This is a genomic window from Nonomuraea sp. bgisy101, assembly GCF_057708945.1.
This window is the reverse complement of the sequence record NZ_JBYITD010000024.1, coordinates 142,939-159,146: the sequence shown is the minus strand read 5'-3', so window position 1 is coordinate 159,146 and position 16,208 is coordinate 142,939. Positions and strand designations below refer to the sequence as shown.

Sequence of the window (16,208 nt, the reverse complement as noted above, 5' to 3'; positions counted from 1 at the left end):
GACTCCTTCACCCGCGCACCGCCTCCGGCAGCAGGTCGCCGTGGGCGGCCAGCAGTTCCTCGCAGAGCGCCTCGATGGCGGGCAGCGGGAGCGTCGCGGCGGTGTTCGGGTCGAGCATCGCCGCGTGCAGGACGTGCCTGCGGTCACCGTCGAGCACCGCCCGCACGGTCAGTTCGACGACGTTGAGGAAGGTCCGGTTGAGCGCGGCCAGCTGGATCGGCAGCTCGCCGACCCGCTGCGGGCGGATCCCCGCCGCGTCGACCAGCGCGGGCACCTCCACGCACGCCTCCTCCGGCAGGTTGCCGATCAGGCCGCCGTTGCGGACGTTCACGTGGACGAGCTTCTCCTGCCCCGTCAACATGGCCAGCAGCGCCGCCGCCGCGGGCTCCTGGTGCTGCCACCTGATGAGCAGCGGCCTGCCCGCCGCCAGTGCCCGCCTGGTCTCCTCGTAGACGTGCAGGGACATGCCGGCCCTGCGCAGGTACTCCTCGACCGGCACACCCAGCCTGGAGGTCTCCGCCGCGTGGCGCATGATCCACGGGACGTACTCGGCGGCGTGCTCGCTGGACTCGGTGGGGAAGAAGCCGAAACGGCGGTACATCTCCACCCTGACGTGGCTCTTCAGCTCGGCGTCCGCGGCCAGCGCCGCGTCGAGGTCGGGGTAGAGGGAACGGCCCTCGGCGTCGGCGAAGACGAGCACGAACGACTGGTGGTTGACGCCCGCGCTGCGCAGGGTCAGCTCGTCGAGGTCGCGGCGCACGAGGTCGGCCAGGTAGACGTGGGTGTCGCAGACCGCGTGACAGACCCCCGCGAACCTGGTGAAGCCTGTCGCCTCGTGCATCGCCCAGCCGGTCATCGCCATCGGGTCGGTGTGGCTCAGCAGCCACGCGTCAGGACACAGCTCGGTCAGCTCGAGGCCCAGCTCGACCGCGGCCGGGATGGTGCGCAGGCCCCTGAAGATGCCCCCGATGCCGATCGTGTCGCCGATGGTCTGGCGCAGGCCGTAGCGGTGGGGGATCTGGAAGTCGCGCAGCGTCGCCTCGAACCCGCCGACCTCGATCGAGGCGACCACGTGGTCGGCGCCGTCGAGCGCGCGCCGCCTGTCGGTGTGGCCGACGACGCGCGCTCCCGCGCCGGCCTCCGCGTTCAGCGCCCTGGCGAGGGCCTCGGCGGTGGCGAGCCTGGCCGGGTCGTCGTCGTGCAGGACGATGTCGAGGTCGCCGTGCAGGGGGTCGGACAGGAAGAGATCGGACAGGATCCTGCGCGTCGGCTCGACGTTTCCCGCCCCGACGAAGACGATCCGCGACATCCGCACCTCCAACCTGGGCGACCAGTATTCCATGACAGCATCTTGCTCGAAGCTGTTGAAATCCCGGGTCTGCTGCGCAACTCTAGACGCGTGCTGGCGTGGGCACCCCGATCTCACCGGGCCACGCCACCGCTCGCGGGCCACGGGCCTGGCCGCGAGTCGGAGTGCGGAACAGCATGCCTGGCGCCCTTGCCGATCATCACGCGAGGAGAAGCATGCGAGCCTTACAGATCCTTGCCGCCACCCTGCTGACCTGGGTGGCCTTCGTCGTCGTTCCCCCGCAGGCCCAGGCGGCCGCACCGCCGCCGCCGACCCCCTGCCCCGGCTGCTGGAAGCCCGCGCTGAACACCAGCTGGCAGTGGCAGCTGTCGTCGGTGCCCGGCGAGCCGTTCCTCAACGTCACCATGTACGACATCGACGGCTTCAACGCCACCGCGGCCACCGTCCGGCGCCTGCACGAGACCAAGGCGGGTCGCAAGGTCGTCTGCTACGTCAGCGCAGGCTCCTACGAGGACTGGCGGCCCGACGCCGCCCAGTTCCCCGCCTCCGTCCTCGGCGCCGACCTCGACGAGTGGCCGGGCGAGCGGTGGCTCGACATCAGGCAGTACGGCGGCCCGCTCGGGCAGATCATGCGGGCGCGCATGGACATGTGCAAGAGCAAGGGCTTCGACGCGATCGAGTTCGACAACGTCGACGGCTACACCAACGAGACAGGGTTCCCGCTCACGGCCGCCCACCAGATCGCCTACAACGCGTGGCTGGCCAACGAGGCCCACGCCCGGGGGCTCTCGGTGGGGCTGAAGAACGACATCGCGCAGATCCCGCAGCTGCTGCCGTACTTCGACTGGGCGCTGAACGAGCAGTGCTGGCAGTACAGCGAGTGCACGACCGGGCAGAACGGCGACTACGGCTACGACCAGTTCGTGAGCGCGGGCAAGGCGGTGTTCACCGTGGAGTACGAGCTGGGCACCTCGAAGTTCTGCGCCAAGTCCAACGCGCAGAACTTCAACTCCCTGCGCAAGAACTACGAGCTGGACGCCTACCGGGTGGCCTGCCGCTAGACGGGCGGCCTCGAGCGGGGCGCTTCGGACGAGGGGTACGGACCGGGTTCTCGGGGGAACCCCGGCCCGCACCCGCCCCGATCACCTGCCGCACACAGGGCCCGGCCACCCGGCCGACGATCCCACCATCGGGGGCCGGCCGGGTGGCTCTCCGGCCGGCCCGAGGCCGCCGTGAACGACCAGGAGCACGGCCAGGTGGCCCGCCGGTCAGGCGGCGTCCGGGCGGTTCCTGCGGGGCGGTACGGTCACGTGGTCCGCTGGTCAGGCGGGTGCCGGAGGTTCCGGCTGGGCGCCGGACACCAGCCGGCCCGCACGCCGCGTGATGGCGCCGCTCCAGATGTCCGGCAGCACGGCGAACGTTCCGGCTCGCACCGCCGCCAGAGCCTCGTCGGCGACGATCTCCGGATCCTCTCCCTCGGCCGACATGCCGGTGCGGACGAGAGCGGGGCACAGCACCGTCACGCCGATCGGCGTGTCCGCGAGTGAGAGCGCGGCCTGCTCGGCGAGGGCGACAACCGCATGCTTGGACGCCGCGTAGGCCCCGCCGGTGGGGAACGTCACCAGGCCGGCCAGAGACGCCGTGATCAGGATGTGCCCGGGACGGCCGGTCGCGAGCATCGGCGGAACGAAGGCGCGCAGCCCGTTGGCCACGCCCCCCACGTTCACGGCGAACACGCCGGCCCAGTCCTCCGCGCCGACCTCCCACGGCGCGCCCAGGTCCCTGCCGACGATGCCCGCGTTCAGGCACACCAGCTGAACGCCGGGCGCGGCCGCGGCGAGGGCCGCCATCGCCCCGGCGTCGGAGACGTCGGTCTGGACGGCGTCGGCGCCCAGCTCCGCGGCGACGCCGGCGAGCGCGGCCGCGTCGATGTCGGCGAGCACGACGCGCGTCCCCGACGAGCGGAGACGCGTGGCGATGGCTCTCCCGATCCCGCTCGCGGCACCGGTGACGACGGCACTCGTGATGTCCATGGTCCCCCCTTGTCGACCCGCACCTGATTATCCCCGAGTGTGATCAACGAGCGATGTCGCCAGGCCCGCCAGGTCGCCGAGACCATGACGGATGACCGCACCGACCTCCGGCCGGTCCCGCACCGCCGTCGTGGTCGCTCGGGGTGGTGGGTCCGCGGGAAACGGGCATGCGTTCGCGTCATCCTCGATGGCATGCTGGCAAGGTGGTCGTACGCCTTCGCATCGCCGCAGAGCTGAGACTGTTCCTGCCGGTGGCCCGTCGCCAGGAGTGGCACCAGGTGCCGCTCGACGGCACGGCCACGCTCGGCCACATGGTCGAGTCGCTCGGCATCCCGCTCACCGAGGTCGGGCCCATGAAGGTCGGTGACAGCGGGGTCGAGCCGTCGTACCAGCCCGCCGCGGGCGACGTGGTCGAGGTGCCGCCGGTGCCGCGCCCGCAAGGGCTGCCTGAGGGGCCGCGCTTCCTGCTGGACGTCCACCTGGGCACGCTGGCCAGGCGGCTGCGGCTGCTGGGGATCGACACCGCCTACCACAACGACATGGACGACCCCTCGCTCGTCGCGCAGGCCAACGAGGAACGGCGGGTGCTGCTGACGCAGGATCGCGGGCTGCTGCGCCGCCGCGCGTTGTGGCTGGGCGCGTACGTGCGGGGCACGCGGGCCGACGAGCAGCTGCACGACCTGCTCGGACGGTTCGCGCCGCCGCTGAGGCCGTGGACGCGCTGCACGGCGTGCAACGGCGAGCTGGTCACGGTCGGCAAGGAGGAGGTCGAGCCGCTGCTCGAGGCGGGCACCCGGCGCAGCTACGACGCCTACGGTCAGTGCGGGGAGTGCGGGCAGGTCTACTGGCACGGCGCGCACAGCGACCACCTGGAGGAGATCGTGCGCACGGCGTACGCGCACCCGGCCGTCGGCGCCACCTCGTAGCGTCGACACGCGCCGGGCCCGGAGCACGGCGGGCATCCCGAGCCAGGGATCAGACCAGACGGCGTCAGGACCGGCCAACCGGCAAACGACGCGACCGGCACACCCACCCCACCGGCCTGGCGTGGTTCGCTGCGCAGGGTGGTCGGTGGTCGCGGGGTTGGGGAGGTCGTGGGTCTCGCGGTTGGTGCGGCTCGTGGGTTTCGGTGGGGTCGCTGCGCAGGGTCGTAGTCGATGGCTGCCGAGCGCGGGGGCGTGGGCTCGCGGTTGATGGTTTCTCTGGGCTCGACGGGGTGGCTGCTGGTGGCGTGACGGGTGGTCGGTGGGTTCGGGAGGGGCGCGGTTGCACCGTTGAGGCGTTCTCGCGGGCTCGGCGGGAGCGCCATCACGGGGGTGTGGTCGGTGGGCCACCTGGGGCGTCGGAGACCTGTGGCCCTGGCGGTGGCGTGGCGGAGGATCTCGATGAGTGATGACTGCGGGCTGCGATCGCTTCTGGTTCGCCCGGCGTTCCCGCCCTGAGATGGAAGCCAACCCAACGAAGGGATGGATGATGGCCTCCACCGAACAGGACACCCGTGCGCTCGTCGTGCACGGCGAGGACGCCGAAGTGGTCGGCCTGCCGCACGGCGGGGCGTTCCGCCTGCTGGCCGACGCGGGCGTGACCGGGGGCGCGCTGGGCGTCAACAGTCTCACTCTGGGCGTCGGCGCGGACGGCGCGCGCCCGCACCGCCACATGCTGTCCACGGAGCTGTTCTACGTGGTCGGCGGGAAGGCGGTGTTCTATGTCGGCGGCGACGTGGTCACCGTTGAGGCGGGCGGACTCGTCGTGGTGCCGCCAGGGACGCCGCACGCGTTCGGCGCCGCCGAGGGCTCCACGGCCGAGGTGCTGGCGGTGCTCACCCCTGGCGTCGAACGGTTCGAGTACTTCCGGCGGCTCGGCAGGATCGGCGGGGTCAGGAGTCGTTCGACAGCTTGCTGCCCGATCAGGAGCGCTTCGACGTGCACTTCCTGGACCTCCCGCACTGGCGGAGCCCGTGAGCGCGTCTAGATCGTGTCCCAGGGGACGTCGTCGTAGAGGCCGAGCAGGCGGGTGGCGAACGCGTCGTCCAGCTTCAGCGTGTCCTCCTCCAGCCGGCCGACCATGACGACGCCGTGTGAGTTGGTGAGGAAGACCGCCTCGTAGGAGCGCAGGTCGGGCACCCTGATGGGCCGGCGCTCCTGGGGGATGCCGGCCGATTCCAGCGCCCGTTCCATCAACTGCATGGTGATGCCGTGCAGCATGGGCAAGTCGGGCCAGATGACGGCGGTCCCGTCGAAGCAGCCGAGGTTCGTGATCAGGCCTTCGGAGATCAGGCCGTCGGGGGTGGTGAGCAGCCCCTCGTCGTAACCCCCGGCGTCGACCAGCCGGCCGTGGTACGCCTGGGGGAAGCCGCCCAGGTGCTTGATGCGCGGCAGGAAGCGCTGGTAGGCGACGGGTTTGACGCTCCGGGGCTCGGTGGCGACGTCGACGGGAGGGCGCGTGCTGACGAACACGTGCGGGCCGTCGTCGGCCTCCATCACGTAGACGCGGACGCTGACATCGGTGAGGTCCGTGCCGAGCGCTGCTCTGATCGAGTCGAGGACGAGCTCGGTGTCGAGCTCGACGTCGAACAGCTCACGGGTCGCGGCCGTCAGGCGGGTCAGGTGCAGGTCGAGGCCGCGGGTGCGCCGGTCGCGTACCTGCATGGCGGTGAAGTGGCCGTAGCGGGCAAGGAGGGGCAGGCCGGCATCGGGGTCCGCGACCCGGCCGTCGATGACGGTGATCATCTGACCAGCCTACGCCGGGCGGGTGCGGCGGCCCACGCCGGTGCGAATGTAGCAAGCGTTTGGTTTGATCTGAGCATGGACGAACGTGAGGTCGCCGACAGGCTGGAGATCGCCGATGTGCTCGCCCGCTACGCCAGGGCCGTCGACGCGGGGGAGTGGGACAGGCTCTCGGAGGTGTTCACCTCCGACGCCGTGATCGACTACCGGGCGGCGGGCGGGATCGTCGGGGGACTTGCCGAGGTCAGGGGGTGGCTGGCCGAGGTGCTCGCGCGCTGGCCGGGTCGGCTGCACCTGATCGGCGCGCCGGTCGTCGACTTCATCGGCGCGGATGCCGACGGTAGGGCCGGCGTGGAGAACGGTGCGGCGGACGGTGGTGAGGGCGGCGCGGAGGCGGGCCCGGCGGACGGCGGCGAGGGCGGCGCGGAGGCCGACGGTCGGGACGGCGAGGAAGGTGGCGGCGAGGCGATGCGTGAGGTGGTCCGTGAGGCCGTGGTCCTCGCGCCGTTCACCGACACGCTGGCCCCGTCCAGGGAGATGACGGCCGCCGGTGCCAAGGGGTTCTGCCAGGGCGGCGGCTGGTACCGGCATCGCATGATCCGCACGCCCGATGGGTGGCGGAGCAGGGAACTGGTCGAGGAGCAGTCCTGGCGGACGGTCGGCTGACGACGTGACGGCGGCCCGCCCCGCACGCTGGAGCGGCGTGATGGACGGGCCCCCGCCCCGTGACCGCGGTGGGCCATCGGGTGCCTGCCGTACCAGGAGGGGCGGCGAGCACCCGATGTGAGGCGGACCGCTGTACAGGCGAGCCCGATGGGAGGCGAGCGGACCCCGAACGGGCCCGATGGGAGGCGGGCCTGAGACCGGACGGGCCGACGCGGGGCAGGCGGTCAGTGCCGGGGGAAGGCGGGGCGTCAGGCGGTGGCGCGGTCGGCGGAGAGCCTGCTCAGCGCCAGCGACGCGTACAGGGCGGCGCCGTCCGGCAGGACGGCGTCGTCGAACTGCGCCTCGGGGGAGTGGTTGTACGGCGCGCTGGCCGGGTCGCGGTCGGGCGGGCAGGCGCCGAGGAAGACGAACGCGCCGGGCACGTCCTCCAGCACGTAGGAGAAGTCCTCGGACCCGGTGACCGGCTGCGGGGCCACGAAGAAGCGGCCGGGTCCGAAGAGCCCGTCGACGGTCGCGCCCGCGAACGACGCCTCGTCCGCGGTGTTGACCGTGACCGGGTAGCCCATGCCGAAGGAGGCTTCGACGCGCAGGCCGTGCGCCGCGCCGATGCCTTCGACGAGCTGGACGGCGCGCTGCTTGATGCGGGCCCTGCTGTCCTTGCTGAAGGTCCTGATCGTGGCGGAGAAGCGGGCGTCGTCGGGGATGACGTTGTCGACGGTGCCGGCGTGGAAGCTGCCGACGGTGACCACGACGGGGTCGAAGACGTCGAAGGCCCTGGTCACCAGCGTCTGCAGGGCGGTGACCATCTCGCAGGCGGCCGGGATGGGGTCCTGGGCGCGCTGGGGCGTGGAGCCGTGGCCGCCCCTGCCGATCACGTGGACGTTCAGGGTGTCGGCCGCGGCCATGATGGGCCCGCCGCGCGAGGAGAAGACGCCGGGCGGCAGCATCGCCGAGACCACGTGCATGCCGTAGGCGGCCACGGCTCGTGAGCCCGCGGCGTCGAGGACGCCCTCGTCGATCATGACCTTGGCGCCCTCGTAGCCTTCCTCACCCGGCTGGAACATGAACACCACGTCCCCCGCCAGTTCCTCCCGCCTGGCGGCGAGCAGGTGCGCGGCCCCCGCCAGCATCGAGGTGTGCAGGTCGTGGCCGCAGGCGTGCATCCTGCCCTCGTGGGAGGAGATGTACGGCAGGCTGTTGCGCTCGGTGACGGGCAGCGCGTCCATGTCGCCTCTGAGCAGGACCGCGGGCCCTGGCCTGCCGCCGCGCAGCACCGCGGTGACCGAGCTGAGCGACTCGCCCGTGCTGATCTCCAGCGGCAGGCCGTCGAGCGCGGCGAGCACCTTCTCCTGCGTGATGGGCAGGTGGAGGCCGACCTCAGGCGTGGTGTGCAGGGAATGGCGGAGCCGGATGAGCTCGTCGCGCATGTCCTGGGCTGATTCAAGAAGCGACATGGAGAACATTCTTCATGTGTCTGACATCGGTTGGACAAGAGGCGATTTATAGGATGACGAGATGACTGAGCGTAAGCCCATCCAGAGCTGGCTGTCCGACATGGACGGTGTCCTGGTGCACGAGGGGCAGCCCGTCCCCGGCGCCGACGTGTTCATCAAGCGCCTGCGCGATTCGGGCAGAAGCTTCAGGGTGCTCACGAACAACTCCATCTACACCCCCAGGGATCTCGCGGTACGGCTGCGCGTGGCGGGGTTGGAGGTGCCCGAGGAGTCGATCTTCACCTCGGCGATGGCGACCGCGCGCTTCCTCGACGACCAGCGTCCCAGGGGTTCCGCCTACGTGATCGGCGAGGCGGGGCTGACGACGGCGCTGCACGAGATCGGCTACGTGCTGACCGACCTCGATCCCGACTACGTGGTGCTCGGCGAGACGCGCACCTACAGCTTCACGCAGATCACCAAGGCGATCAGGCTGATCGAGGGCGGCGCCCGCTTCATCGCGACGAACCCGGACCCGGTGGGGCCGTCGAACGAGGGCTCGCTGCCGGCGTGCGGCGCGGTGGCCGCGATGATCACCAAGGCGTCGGGCGTCGAACCGTACTTCGTCGGCAAGCCCAACCCCATGATGATGCGTCACGCGCTGAACGCGATCGAGGGCCACAGCGAGACCACCGCGATGATCGGCGACCGGATGGACACCGACATCATCTGCGGCATGGAGGCGGGCCTCTACACGATCCTGGTGCTGAGCGGCGTGATGAAGCGCGAACAGATCGAGCGTTTCCCGTTCCGTCCGTCGCTGGTCGTGGAGTCGGTGGCCGACCTCATCGACAGGATCTGATACCTGCCGCCCTCTGTCAGGTACGGCTGGCAGGCTGGCCCCATGCATCGCATCTACCTGGAGCTCGGTCCCAAGAAGGTGTTCGCCTGCTCGCTCGACTGGCCCGGCTGGTGCCGCGTCGACAGGACCGAGGAGCCGGCCGTCGACCGGCTGGCCGAGTACGCCCCGCGCTACCGGTTGATCGCCGAGCGCGCCGGACTGGTCTTCGAACCGGGTGAACCCGTCGTGGTCGAGCGGGTCAAGGGCAGCAGCACCACCGATTTCGGCGCGCCGGACGCCGAGCCCGCCGCCGACGCCGAGCCCTTCGACCCCGCGACGGCCGCCCGCGACGTGGCCCTGCTGAGGGCGGCGTGGGCGCTGTTCGATGAGGCCGTCGCCGTCACCCCCGAGGAGCTGCGCAAGGGCCCGCGCGGCGGCGGGCGCGACCGCTCCAAGATGGTCGCCCACGTGACCGAGGCCGAACGCGGCTACGCCCGCAAGCTCGGCGTCAGGCACCCGCCGTACACGTCGGTCGCCGACCGGGAAGCCATGCGGGAGGAACTGGCAGGGGTCCTGCTGGAGGGCGGCTCGGGCGGCTGGTCCTGCCGCTACGCCTGCCGCCGCATCGCCTGGCACGTCATCGATCACCTCTGGGAGATGGAGGACCGCAGGTCGTTCTCGTAGGCCAGGATGACCAGCTGGACCCTGTCCCTGACGCCCAGCTTGGTGATCGCGCGCGAGATGTGCGTCTTGACGGTCAGCGGGCTGATCACCAGATGGCGGGCGATCTCCTCGTTCGACAGCCCGGCGGCGATCAGGCCCACGACCTCCAGCTCGCGTGCCGTCAGCGCGTCCAGGCTGCCCGACGGCGCCGGACGGCTCGCGAAGCGCTCGACGACCCTGCGCGTGACGCCCGGCGACAGCAGCGAGTCGCCCGCGTGGACGACCGCGACCGCGCGGCGCAGCTCCGCGGGCTCGACCTCCTTGGTCAGGAATCCGCTGGCGCCCGCGCGGAGCGCGGCGAAGACGTTCTCGTCGGTGTCGAACGTCGTCAGGATGATGATCCGACAGGCGGGCAACTCGGCGAGAATGCGCCGGGTGGCGGCGATGCCGTCCGAACCCGGCATGCGGATGTCCATCAGCACCACGTCGGGCTTGAGCCGCAGCGCCTGGCGTACCGCCTCCTCGCCGGTGCCTGCCTCGCCGACCACGGCGATCTCCTCGTCCTTGGCCAGCAGGGCGCGGAAGCCCGCGCGCACGAGCGCCTGGTCGTCGGCGAGCAGCACGTCGATCGTCATACCGGCAATCCTGCCCTGACGGCGAAGCCGTCGCCGGCCTCGATCTCCAGCCAGCCGCCGAGCGCGGTGACCCGTTCGCGCATGCCGGTCAGGCCGTGGCCCTCGGTGTAGGAGACGGGGCCCGTGCCGTCGTCGACGACCTCGACCCGCACCTGGTTCGAGGAGTAGTCCAGGTGGACCAGCAGGCGGCGCGCGTCGGAGTGCTTCAGCGCGTTGGTCATGGCCTCCTGCACGATGCGGAAGGCGGCCATGGCCTGCGCCGCGGGTACCTCGGTGGGATCGCCGCCCTCGTCGAGGGTCACGTCGAGTCCCGCCTCCCTCGCCCTGGCCACCAGGTCGGCGATGGAGGAGAGCTCGGGCTGGGGCTCGCCCGACACGTCCCGCAGCACGCCGATCAGCGACCTGAGGTCGGCCATCGCCTTCTTGCGGACGTCGGAGGCGACCCTGATGGCTCCCTTGGCCTCGGGGAGGGAGTCGGCCTCGGCGGCGACGTTCAGGTGGAGGCCGACGACGGTGAGGGTGTGCGCGACGACGTCGTGCAGTTCCCTGGCGATCTGCAGCCGCTGCTCGGCCAGCCTGGTGCCGGCGGCCTCGCGCAGCCTGGCCTCGTGCTCGGCGCGCCAGCGCAGGTGCTGGCGGTAGCCGTGCGCCAGGGCGAGCACCAGGGCGAGCCACAGCAGCTCCGCGCCGCCCCTGGCCAGCTCCATGGTGGGCCCGACAGCCGCGGCCAGGGTGAGGACGCAGATCGCGGCCGTCCAGGGCAGGTTGGCCAGCCCCGCGGTGAAGACCGCGACCGTCATCGGCCAGATGACGCCGCCCTCGAACAGCCCGCCGTACTGCGCGCCCAGCAGCACCGCGGCCGACAGCGCCAGCACGACGACGGGACCGCGCCGCCTGGCCAGCAGCAGCAGGCCGAGTGCGATCGCGACGGGAATCGTGCCGTCCCAGGTCAGCGGGGCGCCGACCGAGGCGAGGGAGGTCAGGGCGCAGATCGCGGTGAGTACGGCGAGCACGGCGTCGAGAAGCAGGAGAGGCATGCCGCGAACGCTAACGAGGGCTGTGCCCCCGGGTCGTCCTCCTTCGCGAGTCATCGGGCTACATCGATCGATGTATGAGCCGGGGCAGCGACGTGATGTGCGCGGCGAGATAGACGCCGAGGGCCTCGGGGACCAGCCGCCGCGAGGTGATCTCGGCGGGGTCGAGGGGCAGCCGCTCGACGTCGTAGACGCCGCTCGCGGGGTCCTCCACCTCGGGGCCGTGACGCAGCGCCGGGTCCATGGAGACCAGGCGGCAGCCGTACACGTGCTGGGTCTTGACCGCGCCCTGGTAGGGATAGGTGAGCGTGGTCAGCGGCGTGACCGCGGAGACGACCGCGCCCAGCTCCTCCAGCAGCTCTCTGCGCAGGGTGTGCTCCAGGCTCGCGTCCTCCGGTTCGACGTGTCCGCCCGGGATCGACCAGTACAACTCCTTGCCGGGGACCGTGCGCCGGAAGACGACCAGCCGCTCCTCATCATCAAGCAGGACACCTCGGACACTAGGTCGCATAAAGACCCTCCAGTTTCTTGGGGTAGCCTAACTTACGGTTGCGTAGCTTGAAGGAGATGAGCTTTATGGTGATGAGTCAGACGGAGCTCCTGCACGAGCTTGAGCCGGTGGTGGCGGGCGAGCTCGACCGGCACCTCAAGGTCGCCAAGGAGTGGTTCCCCCACGAGTACGTTCCGTGGAGCGAGGGCCGCAACTTCGACGGCATCTTCGACGGTGACGCCTGGCAGGAGAGCGACTCGACCATTCCCGAGGCGGCCCGCGTCTCGCTGATCGTCAACCTCCTCACCGAGGACAACCTGCCCAGCTACCACCACGAGATCGCCACCACCTTCGGCCGCGACGGCGCGTGGGGCACCTGGGTCGGCCGCTGGACCGCGGAGGAGGGCAGGCACGCCGTCGCCATCCGCGACTATCTCACCGTCTCGCGCGCCGTCGACCCCGTCGCGCTGGAGCGCGCCCGCATGGTCCACATGGAGGGCGGCTTCCAGACCGAGTACGGCACGATGCTGCAGCAGCTCGCCTACGTCTCCTTCCAGGAGTTGGCCACCCGCATCTCGCACCGCAACACCGGCAAGGCGTCGGGCGACCCCAACTGCGAGCGCCTGCTCGCCAAGATCGCCGCCGACGAGAACCTCCACATGCTCTTCTACCGCAACCTGCTCAAGGCGGCCTTCGAGCTCGACCCCAACCAGACGATGCGCGCCATCACCGACGTCGTGACGACGTTCCAGATGCCGGGCACCACCATCGAGGGCTTCACCCGCAAGGCGATGGTCATCGCCCACGAGGGCATCTACGACCTGCGCCTGCACCTCGACGACGTGCTCATGCCGGTGCTGCGCCAGTGGGCGGTCTTCGACAAGACCAACCTGGACGGCGACGGCGCCAAGGCCCGCGACGAGCTGGCCGCCTTCCTGGACAAGAGCGAGACGACGGCCGCCAGGTTCGTGGAGCGCAGGGAGGCCCGCAGGGCGCGCGAAGCCGCCATGCGATGATCTGCGGATGCCCCTGCTCCTAGCCGTCTCCCTCGCCGTCGTGCTGCTGATGCTCGCGACGGCGGCGCAGCGATTGCTCGACGTCAGGTTCGGCCCCGTCCGCATGACCCTGGCAGTGCTGCTGGCGCTGATGCTCACCCCGGTGTTCCTGGCGCCGGTCTTCCAGTCGTTCGAGAAGTACGACGCCACTCGCGATCCCGGCCTCGGCCCCCTGTGGATCGTGATCCTGGTGTCGATGTGCGTCGTGCTGATCCCCATGGTCATCCTGGTGCTCGGCGAGGCGCTCGTGCCGCCCGGCTCCATCCCGGGGCCGATCGAGCTGGTGAAGTCGGTGCGCGGGCGGCTCGCCCGCGCCCGCCGCTACTCCCAGATCACCAGGATCGCCTTCAGGCACGGCCTCGGCCCCTACCTCAGGGGCAGGGGCGACGACCCGGCGGACCGCGGCGGCAGGGTACGGCTGGCGGCCTCGCTCCGCGAGGCGCTCGACGACGGAGGCGTCACGTTCGTGAAGCTCGGGCAGGTGCTGTCGACCAGGCGCGACCTGCTTCCGCCCGAGTTCGTCGACGAGCTCGGCCGGTTGCAGGACCACGTCAAGCCCGCGCCCTGGGAGGAGATCGCCCAGGTCGTCGACCTGGACGCGTTCGCCTCCTTCGACCGCACGCCGCTGGCCGCCGCCTCGATCGCCCAGGTCCACGCCGCCCGCCTGCACAGCGGCGAGGAGGTGGTCGTCAAGGTTCAGAGACCAGGGATCGCGCCGGTCGTGGCCAAGGACCTCGACATCGTCGCCAGGCTGGCGGCGACGCTCGAGGCCAGGACGAAGTGGGGCAGGGCGCTCGGCCTCAGGGAGCTGGCCGCGGGGTTCGCCGCCGCCCTGCGCGAGGAGCTCGACTTCCGCGTCGAGGCGGGCAACATGGCGGCCGTCGCCGCCTCGGCCGGCGGCTCCGTGGTCTATCCGACCCCCTACACGCCGCTCTGCACCGAGAGGGTGCTGGTGATGCAGCGCCTGTCGGGCAAGCCGCTGGCGACGGCCCCCGCCGCCGAAGGCCCCGCGCTGGCCCGCACGCTGCTCGACTGCCTGCTGCGGCAGATCCTGCTCGACGGCGTCTTCCACGCCGACCCGCACCCCGGCAACATCATGCTGCTGACCGACGGCTCGGTGGGCCTGCTCGACTTCGGCTCCGTCGGGCGGCTCGACGCGTCGCTGCGCTCTGCGCTGCAGCGCTTCCTCCTGGCCATGGACAGACAGGACCCGCTCGGCGTGACCGACGCGCTCCTCGAGGTCGTCCCCAGGCCTGAGGACATCGACGAGGCGGGACTCGAACGCGCGCTCGGCCAGTTCATGGCCAGGCACCTCGGGCCCGGCATGGACAGCGTCGCGATGTTCACCGACCTGTTCAGGATCGTCTCCGAGTACGGCCTGTCGATCCCGCCGGAGGTCGCCGCCGTCTTCCGCGCGCTCGCGACGCTGGAGGGCACGCTCGTCAGGCTCTCGCCCGGATTCCACCTCATCGGCGAGGCCAGGGCGTTCGCGGCGCGCTACCTGGCCGAGCAGGTCAACCCCGGCAGCGTGAAGGAGGCCGTGGCGCAGGAGGTCACCGCGCTGCTGCCGATGCTGCGGCGGCTGCCCCGACGGATCGAGCGGATCGCCAGCGCGGCCGAGCACGGCAGGTTCTCGATGAACGTGCGGCTGCTGGGTGACGAGCGCGACCGCGCGTTCGTCACGAACCTGCTGCACCAGACGCTGCTGACGGTGCTCGGCGCGACGGCGGGCCTGATGGCGGTGCTGCTGCTCGGCACCGAGGGCGGCCCCGTGGTCATGGCAGGGCAGATGTCGCTGTTCCAGCTCATCGGCTACAACCTGCTGGTGGTCAGCTCGGTGCTGGTACTGCGCGTCCTCGTCGGCATCTTCCGCCGGAGACCGCCCTCGTAGGCCTCACATCATGGACGGCGGGCGCGGGCCGTCCATGGCGAAGACACGAGCAGGGCGGCTGGATCACGGGAGCGCCGCCGAGCTCAGAACTCGCGGCGGAGCCGTTTGAGGTCGGAGCGGTGCTTCTTGGTGAAAAGCCGGCGCTCGACTGCGCCCTTGCTCGGCTTGGTCGGTCTGCGCCGCTTGGGCGGCGGCGCGACGGCCTCGCGGATCCGCTGGGCGAGCCGGTGCGCCGCGGCCTCGCGGTTGCGCAGCTGGGAGCGGTACTCCGAGGCGGCCACCGTGATCACCGGCGACGGCAGCCGCTCCAGCGCGCGAGACTTCAGCGCGGGCGGGATCGCCGTGCTCGCCGACACGTCGAACAGCAGCTCCACCCTGCTGTCGGTGGTGTTCACCCCCTGACCGCCCGGTCCTGAGGAACGCGAGAAACGCCACACGAGCTCGTCGCCAGGAATGGCGATCGAGTCGTTGACGATCAACGGGCCGACCATCGGAACGCCTCCTTCGCCTGGAAACCGTACCCGGGTGACATATGCCCAAGGCAACAAGATTTTCCCCGTAACCCATCCGCAAGCCGGGCGTGGCACCATGTCCCCGGAAAAGTGGGGAGTGATCACGGTGGGGATCGTCGGCGTGCACGGCATCGGCAAGTACGACTACTACCTGCGGGCCGGCAGGTCGGTGGGAGGCGCGGCCGAGGCGATGCGGATGAAGTGGGACCGCTACCTCAGCGCCGGGCTGGGCGGCCCGCCGGGCGCCTACTTCGCCGAGGTGGCCTACTACGCCCACCACCTCAACGACCAGGGCAAGGCCAAGCAGGTCGAGTCGATGGGGGCCACGGAGCAGCAGGTGTTCGTCGCATGGGCCAAGCAGCTCGGCGTGGGCGAGACCTTCACGGGGGCGCTCAAGGCGTTCACCGGCTGGCTGCTGACCAGGCTGGACAGCAGGGCTGCGGCCTTCGCGGCGCTGTTCTGCCCCGAGGTCGCCGCCTACCTCACCGACGCGGCCAGGCGCGAGCGGTGCAGGGGGGAGGTGGCCGAGGTGCTCAGGCGGCGCGCGCCCAGGGTCGTGATCGCCCACTCGCTCGGCAGCGTCGTCGCGTACGAGACCCTGCACGCCAACCCGGACATCGAGGTGGACCTGCTGATCACCCTGGGCAGCCCGCTCGGCATGCGCAACGTGGTGTTCGAGCGCCTGCTGCCCGCCCCCGTCAACGGCCTCGGCGAGCGGCCGAAGGGTGTGCGGCGCTGGGTCAACATCGCCGACAAGGACGACATCGCGGCCATCCCGCCCGGCCTGCGCGACCACTTCACCGGCGTCGACTTCGAGGCGCTGGTCAACCTGGACTGGCTCGACTTCCACACCGTGGAGAAGTATCTGGGCTGTGGTGCGATAAATCAGCATCTCCACCCATACCTGGCATAGTGTCGGG

Annotated in this window: 17 protein-coding genes; 9 read left to right on the top strand and 8 right to left on the bottom strand. The window is 71.0% G+C overall.

Annotated elements, in window-relative coordinates; genetic code table 11:
• Window positions 1–7: 7 nt before the first annotated feature.
• The gene (locus tag AC3EO4_RS37265) at window positions 8–1,342 is read right to left on the bottom strand and encodes a family 4 glycosyl hydrolase (protein WP_431900160.1); all 1,335 of its coding nucleotides are present in this window, start codon (window positions 1,340–1,342) and stop codon (window positions 8–10) included.
• Between the two features lie 182 nt (window positions 1,343–1,524).
• Between AC3EO4_RS37265 and AC3EO4_RS37260 the strand changes: the two genes are divergently transcribed.
• Window positions 1,525–2,370, top strand: a complete 846-nt coding sequence (locus tag AC3EO4_RS37260; RefSeq protein WP_431900158.1) for an endo alpha-1,4 polygalactosaminidase — start codon at window positions 1,525–1,527, stop codon at window positions 2,368–2,370.
• Between the two features lie 261 nt (window positions 2,371–2,631).
• Here the strand turns inward: AC3EO4_RS37260 and AC3EO4_RS37255 are convergent, their stop codons facing one another.
• Window positions 2,632–3,342: an SDR family NAD(P)-dependent oxidoreductase gene (locus tag AC3EO4_RS37255; RefSeq protein WP_431900157.1), complete on the bottom strand. Its 711-nt coding sequence runs from the start codon at window positions 3,340–3,342 to the stop codon at window positions 2,632–2,634.
• 167 nt (window positions 3,343–3,509) lie between these two features.
• Here AC3EO4_RS37255 and AC3EO4_RS37250 point away from each other — a divergent pair, with 167 nt between their 5' ends.
• Window positions 3,510–4,268 (top strand): Mut7-C RNAse domain-containing protein, encoded by a 759-nt coding sequence (locus AC3EO4_RS37250; protein ID WP_379572047.1) that lies wholly within the window; start codon window positions 3,510–3,512, stop codon window positions 4,266–4,268.
• A 547-nt stretch (window positions 4,269–4,815) separates the two neighbouring features.
• Window positions 4,816–5,313 (top strand): cupin domain-containing protein, encoded by a 498-nt coding sequence (locus tag AC3EO4_RS37245; protein ID WP_431900156.1) that lies wholly within the window; start codon window positions 4,816–4,818, stop codon window positions 5,311–5,313.
• Here AC3EO4_RS37245 and AC3EO4_RS37240 read toward each other — a convergent pair.
• Entirely contained in the window at window positions 5,310–6,071 is a 762-nt protein-coding gene (locus AC3EO4_RS37240) for an aminotransferase class IV (protein WP_431900154.1), read from the bottom strand. The genes AC3EO4_RS37245 and AC3EO4_RS37240 overlap by 4 nt on opposite strands.
• A 75-nt stretch (window positions 6,072–6,146) precedes the next feature.
• Here AC3EO4_RS37240 and AC3EO4_RS37235 point away from each other — a divergent pair, with 75 nt between their 5' ends.
• The gene (locus AC3EO4_RS37235; RefSeq protein WP_431900152.1) at window positions 6,147–6,734 is read left to right on the top strand and encodes a nuclear transport factor 2 family protein; all 588 of its coding nucleotides are present in this window, start codon (window positions 6,147–6,149) and stop codon (window positions 6,732–6,734) included.
• A gap of 248 nt (window positions 6,735–6,982) precedes the next feature.
• On the opposite strand, the gene AC3EO4_RS37230 is transcribed toward AC3EO4_RS37235, so the two are convergent.
• The gene (locus tag AC3EO4_RS37230) at window positions 6,983–8,188 is read right to left on the bottom strand and encodes a M20 metallopeptidase family protein (RefSeq protein ID WP_379572039.1); all 1,206 of its coding nucleotides are present in this window, start codon (window positions 8,186–8,188) and stop codon (window positions 6,983–6,985) included.
• 61 nt (window positions 8,189–8,249) lie between these two features.
• On the opposite strand from AC3EO4_RS37230, the gene AC3EO4_RS37225 reads away from it, so the two are divergent.
• The gene (locus tag AC3EO4_RS37225) at window positions 8,250–9,029 is read left to right on the top strand and encodes an HAD-IIA family hydrolase (protein ID WP_379572037.1); all 780 of its coding nucleotides are present in this window, start codon (window positions 8,250–8,252) and stop codon (window positions 9,027–9,029) included.
• A gap of 42 nt (window positions 9,030–9,071) precedes the next feature.
• Window positions 9,072–9,692, top strand: coding sequence for a hypothetical protein (locus tag AC3EO4_RS37220; RefSeq protein ID WP_379572035.1), 621 nt, complete (start codon window positions 9,072–9,074; stop codon window positions 9,690–9,692).
• Here AC3EO4_RS37220 and AC3EO4_RS37215 read toward each other — a convergent pair.
• From AC3EO4_RS37215 to AC3EO4_RS37205, 3 genes are read right to left on the bottom strand one after another with little or no spacing between them, the layout of a single operon-like run.
• Window positions 9,653–10,306: a response regulator gene (locus AC3EO4_RS37215; RefSeq protein WP_379572033.1), complete on the bottom strand. Its 654-nt coding sequence runs from the start codon at window positions 10,304–10,306 to the stop codon at window positions 9,653–9,655. The genes AC3EO4_RS37220 and AC3EO4_RS37215 overlap by 40 nt on opposite strands.
• Window positions 10,303–11,343, bottom strand: coding sequence for a sensor histidine kinase (locus AC3EO4_RS37210; RefSeq protein WP_431900149.1), 1,041 nt, complete (start codon window positions 11,341–11,343; stop codon window positions 10,303–10,305). Before AC3EO4_RS37210 ends, AC3EO4_RS37215 begins: the two co-directional genes overlap by 4 nt.
• A gap of 58 nt (window positions 11,344–11,401) precedes the next feature.
• Complete coding sequence (locus tag AC3EO4_RS37205) at window positions 11,402–11,851, bottom strand: NUDIX domain-containing protein (RefSeq protein WP_379572029.1); 450 nt, start codon at window positions 11,849–11,851, stop codon at window positions 11,402–11,404.
• Between the two features lie 65 nt (window positions 11,852–11,916).
• Here AC3EO4_RS37205 and AC3EO4_RS37200 point away from each other — a divergent pair, with 65 nt between their 5' ends.
• Window positions 11,917–12,846, top strand: a complete 930-nt coding sequence (locus tag AC3EO4_RS37200; protein WP_431900147.1) for an acyl-ACP desaturase — start codon at window positions 11,917–11,919, stop codon at window positions 12,844–12,846.
• Between the two features lie 7 nt (window positions 12,847–12,853).
• Window positions 12,854–14,776: an ABC1 kinase family protein gene (locus tag AC3EO4_RS37195; RefSeq protein WP_379572025.1), complete on the top strand. Its 1,923-nt coding sequence runs from the start codon at window positions 12,854–12,856 to the stop codon at window positions 14,774–14,776.
• 83 nt (window positions 14,777–14,859) lie between these two features.
• On the opposite strand, the gene arfB is transcribed toward AC3EO4_RS37195, so the two are convergent.
• Entirely contained in the window at window positions 14,860–15,267 is a 408-nt protein-coding gene (gene arfB / locus AC3EO4_RS37190; RefSeq protein WP_431900146.1) for an alternative ribosome rescue aminoacyl-tRNA hydrolase ArfB, read from the bottom strand.
• A 97-nt stretch (window positions 15,268–15,364) separates the two neighbouring features.
• Here arfB and AC3EO4_RS37185 point away from each other — a divergent pair, with 97 nt between their 5' ends.
• Complete coding sequence (locus AC3EO4_RS37185) at window positions 15,365–16,201, top strand: hypothetical protein (protein ID WP_379572022.1); 837 nt, start codon at window positions 15,365–15,367, stop codon at window positions 16,199–16,201.
• Window positions 16,202–16,208 lie beyond the last annotated feature (7 nt).

Coding starts and splice junctions, on each gene's coding strand:
- AC3EO4_RS37250 (WP_379572047.1), top strand. CDS start 3,510: ATGCGTTCGCGTCATCCTCGATGGCATGCTGGCAAGGTGGTCGTACGC.
- AC3EO4_RS37240 (WP_431900154.1), bottom strand. CDS start 6,071: ATGATCACCGTCATCGACGGCCGGGTCGCGGACCCCGATGCCGGCCTG.
- AC3EO4_RS37220 (WP_379572035.1), top strand. CDS start 9,072: ATGCATCGCATCTACCTGGAGCTCGGTCCCAAGAAGGTGTTCGCCTGC.
- AC3EO4_RS37185 (WP_379572022.1), top strand. CDS start 15,365: ATGTCCCCGGAAAAGTGGGGAGTGATCACGGTGGGGATCGTCGGCGTG.
- AC3EO4_RS37215 (WP_379572033.1), bottom strand. CDS start 10,306: ATGACGATCGACGTGCTGCTCGCCGACGACCAGGCGCTCGTGCGCGCG.
- AC3EO4_RS37230 (WP_379572039.1), bottom strand. CDS start 8,188: ATGTCGCTTCTTGAATCAGCCCAGGACATGCGCGACGAGCTCATCCGG.
- AC3EO4_RS37260 (WP_431900158.1), top strand. CDS start 1,525: ATGCGAGCCTTACAGATCCTTGCCGCCACCCTGCTGACCTGGGTGGCC.
- AC3EO4_RS37265 (WP_431900160.1), bottom strand. CDS start 1,342: ATGGAATACTGGTCGCCCAGGTTGGAGGTGCGGATGTCGCGGATCGTC.
- AC3EO4_RS37195 (WP_379572025.1), top strand. CDS start 12,854: ATGCCCCTGCTCCTAGCCGTCTCCCTCGCCGTCGTGCTGCTGATGCTC.
- AC3EO4_RS37255 (WP_431900157.1), bottom strand. CDS start 3,342: ATGGACATCACGAGTGCCGTCGTCACCGGTGCCGCGAGCGGGATCGGG.
- arfB (WP_431900146.1), bottom strand. CDS start 15,267: ATGGTCGGCCCGTTGATCGTCAACGACTCGATCGCCATTCCTGGCGAC.
- AC3EO4_RS37200 (WP_431900147.1), top strand. CDS start 11,917: ATGGTGATGAGTCAGACGGAGCTCCTGCACGAGCTTGAGCCGGTGGTG.
- AC3EO4_RS37210 (WP_431900149.1), bottom strand. CDS start 11,343: ATGCCTCTCCTGCTTCTCGACGCCGTGCTCGCCGTACTCACCGCGATC.
- AC3EO4_RS37205 (WP_379572029.1), bottom strand. CDS start 11,851: ATGCGACCTAGTGTCCGAGGTGTCCTGCTTGATGATGAGGAGCGGCTG.
- AC3EO4_RS37245 (WP_431900156.1), top strand. CDS start 4,816: ATGGCCTCCACCGAACAGGACACCCGTGCGCTCGTCGTGCACGGCGAG.
- AC3EO4_RS37235 (WP_431900152.1), top strand. CDS start 6,147: ATGGACGAACGTGAGGTCGCCGACAGGCTGGAGATCGCCGATGTGCTC.
- AC3EO4_RS37225 (WP_379572037.1), top strand. CDS start 8,250: ATGACTGAGCGTAAGCCCATCCAGAGCTGGCTGTCCGACATGGACGGT.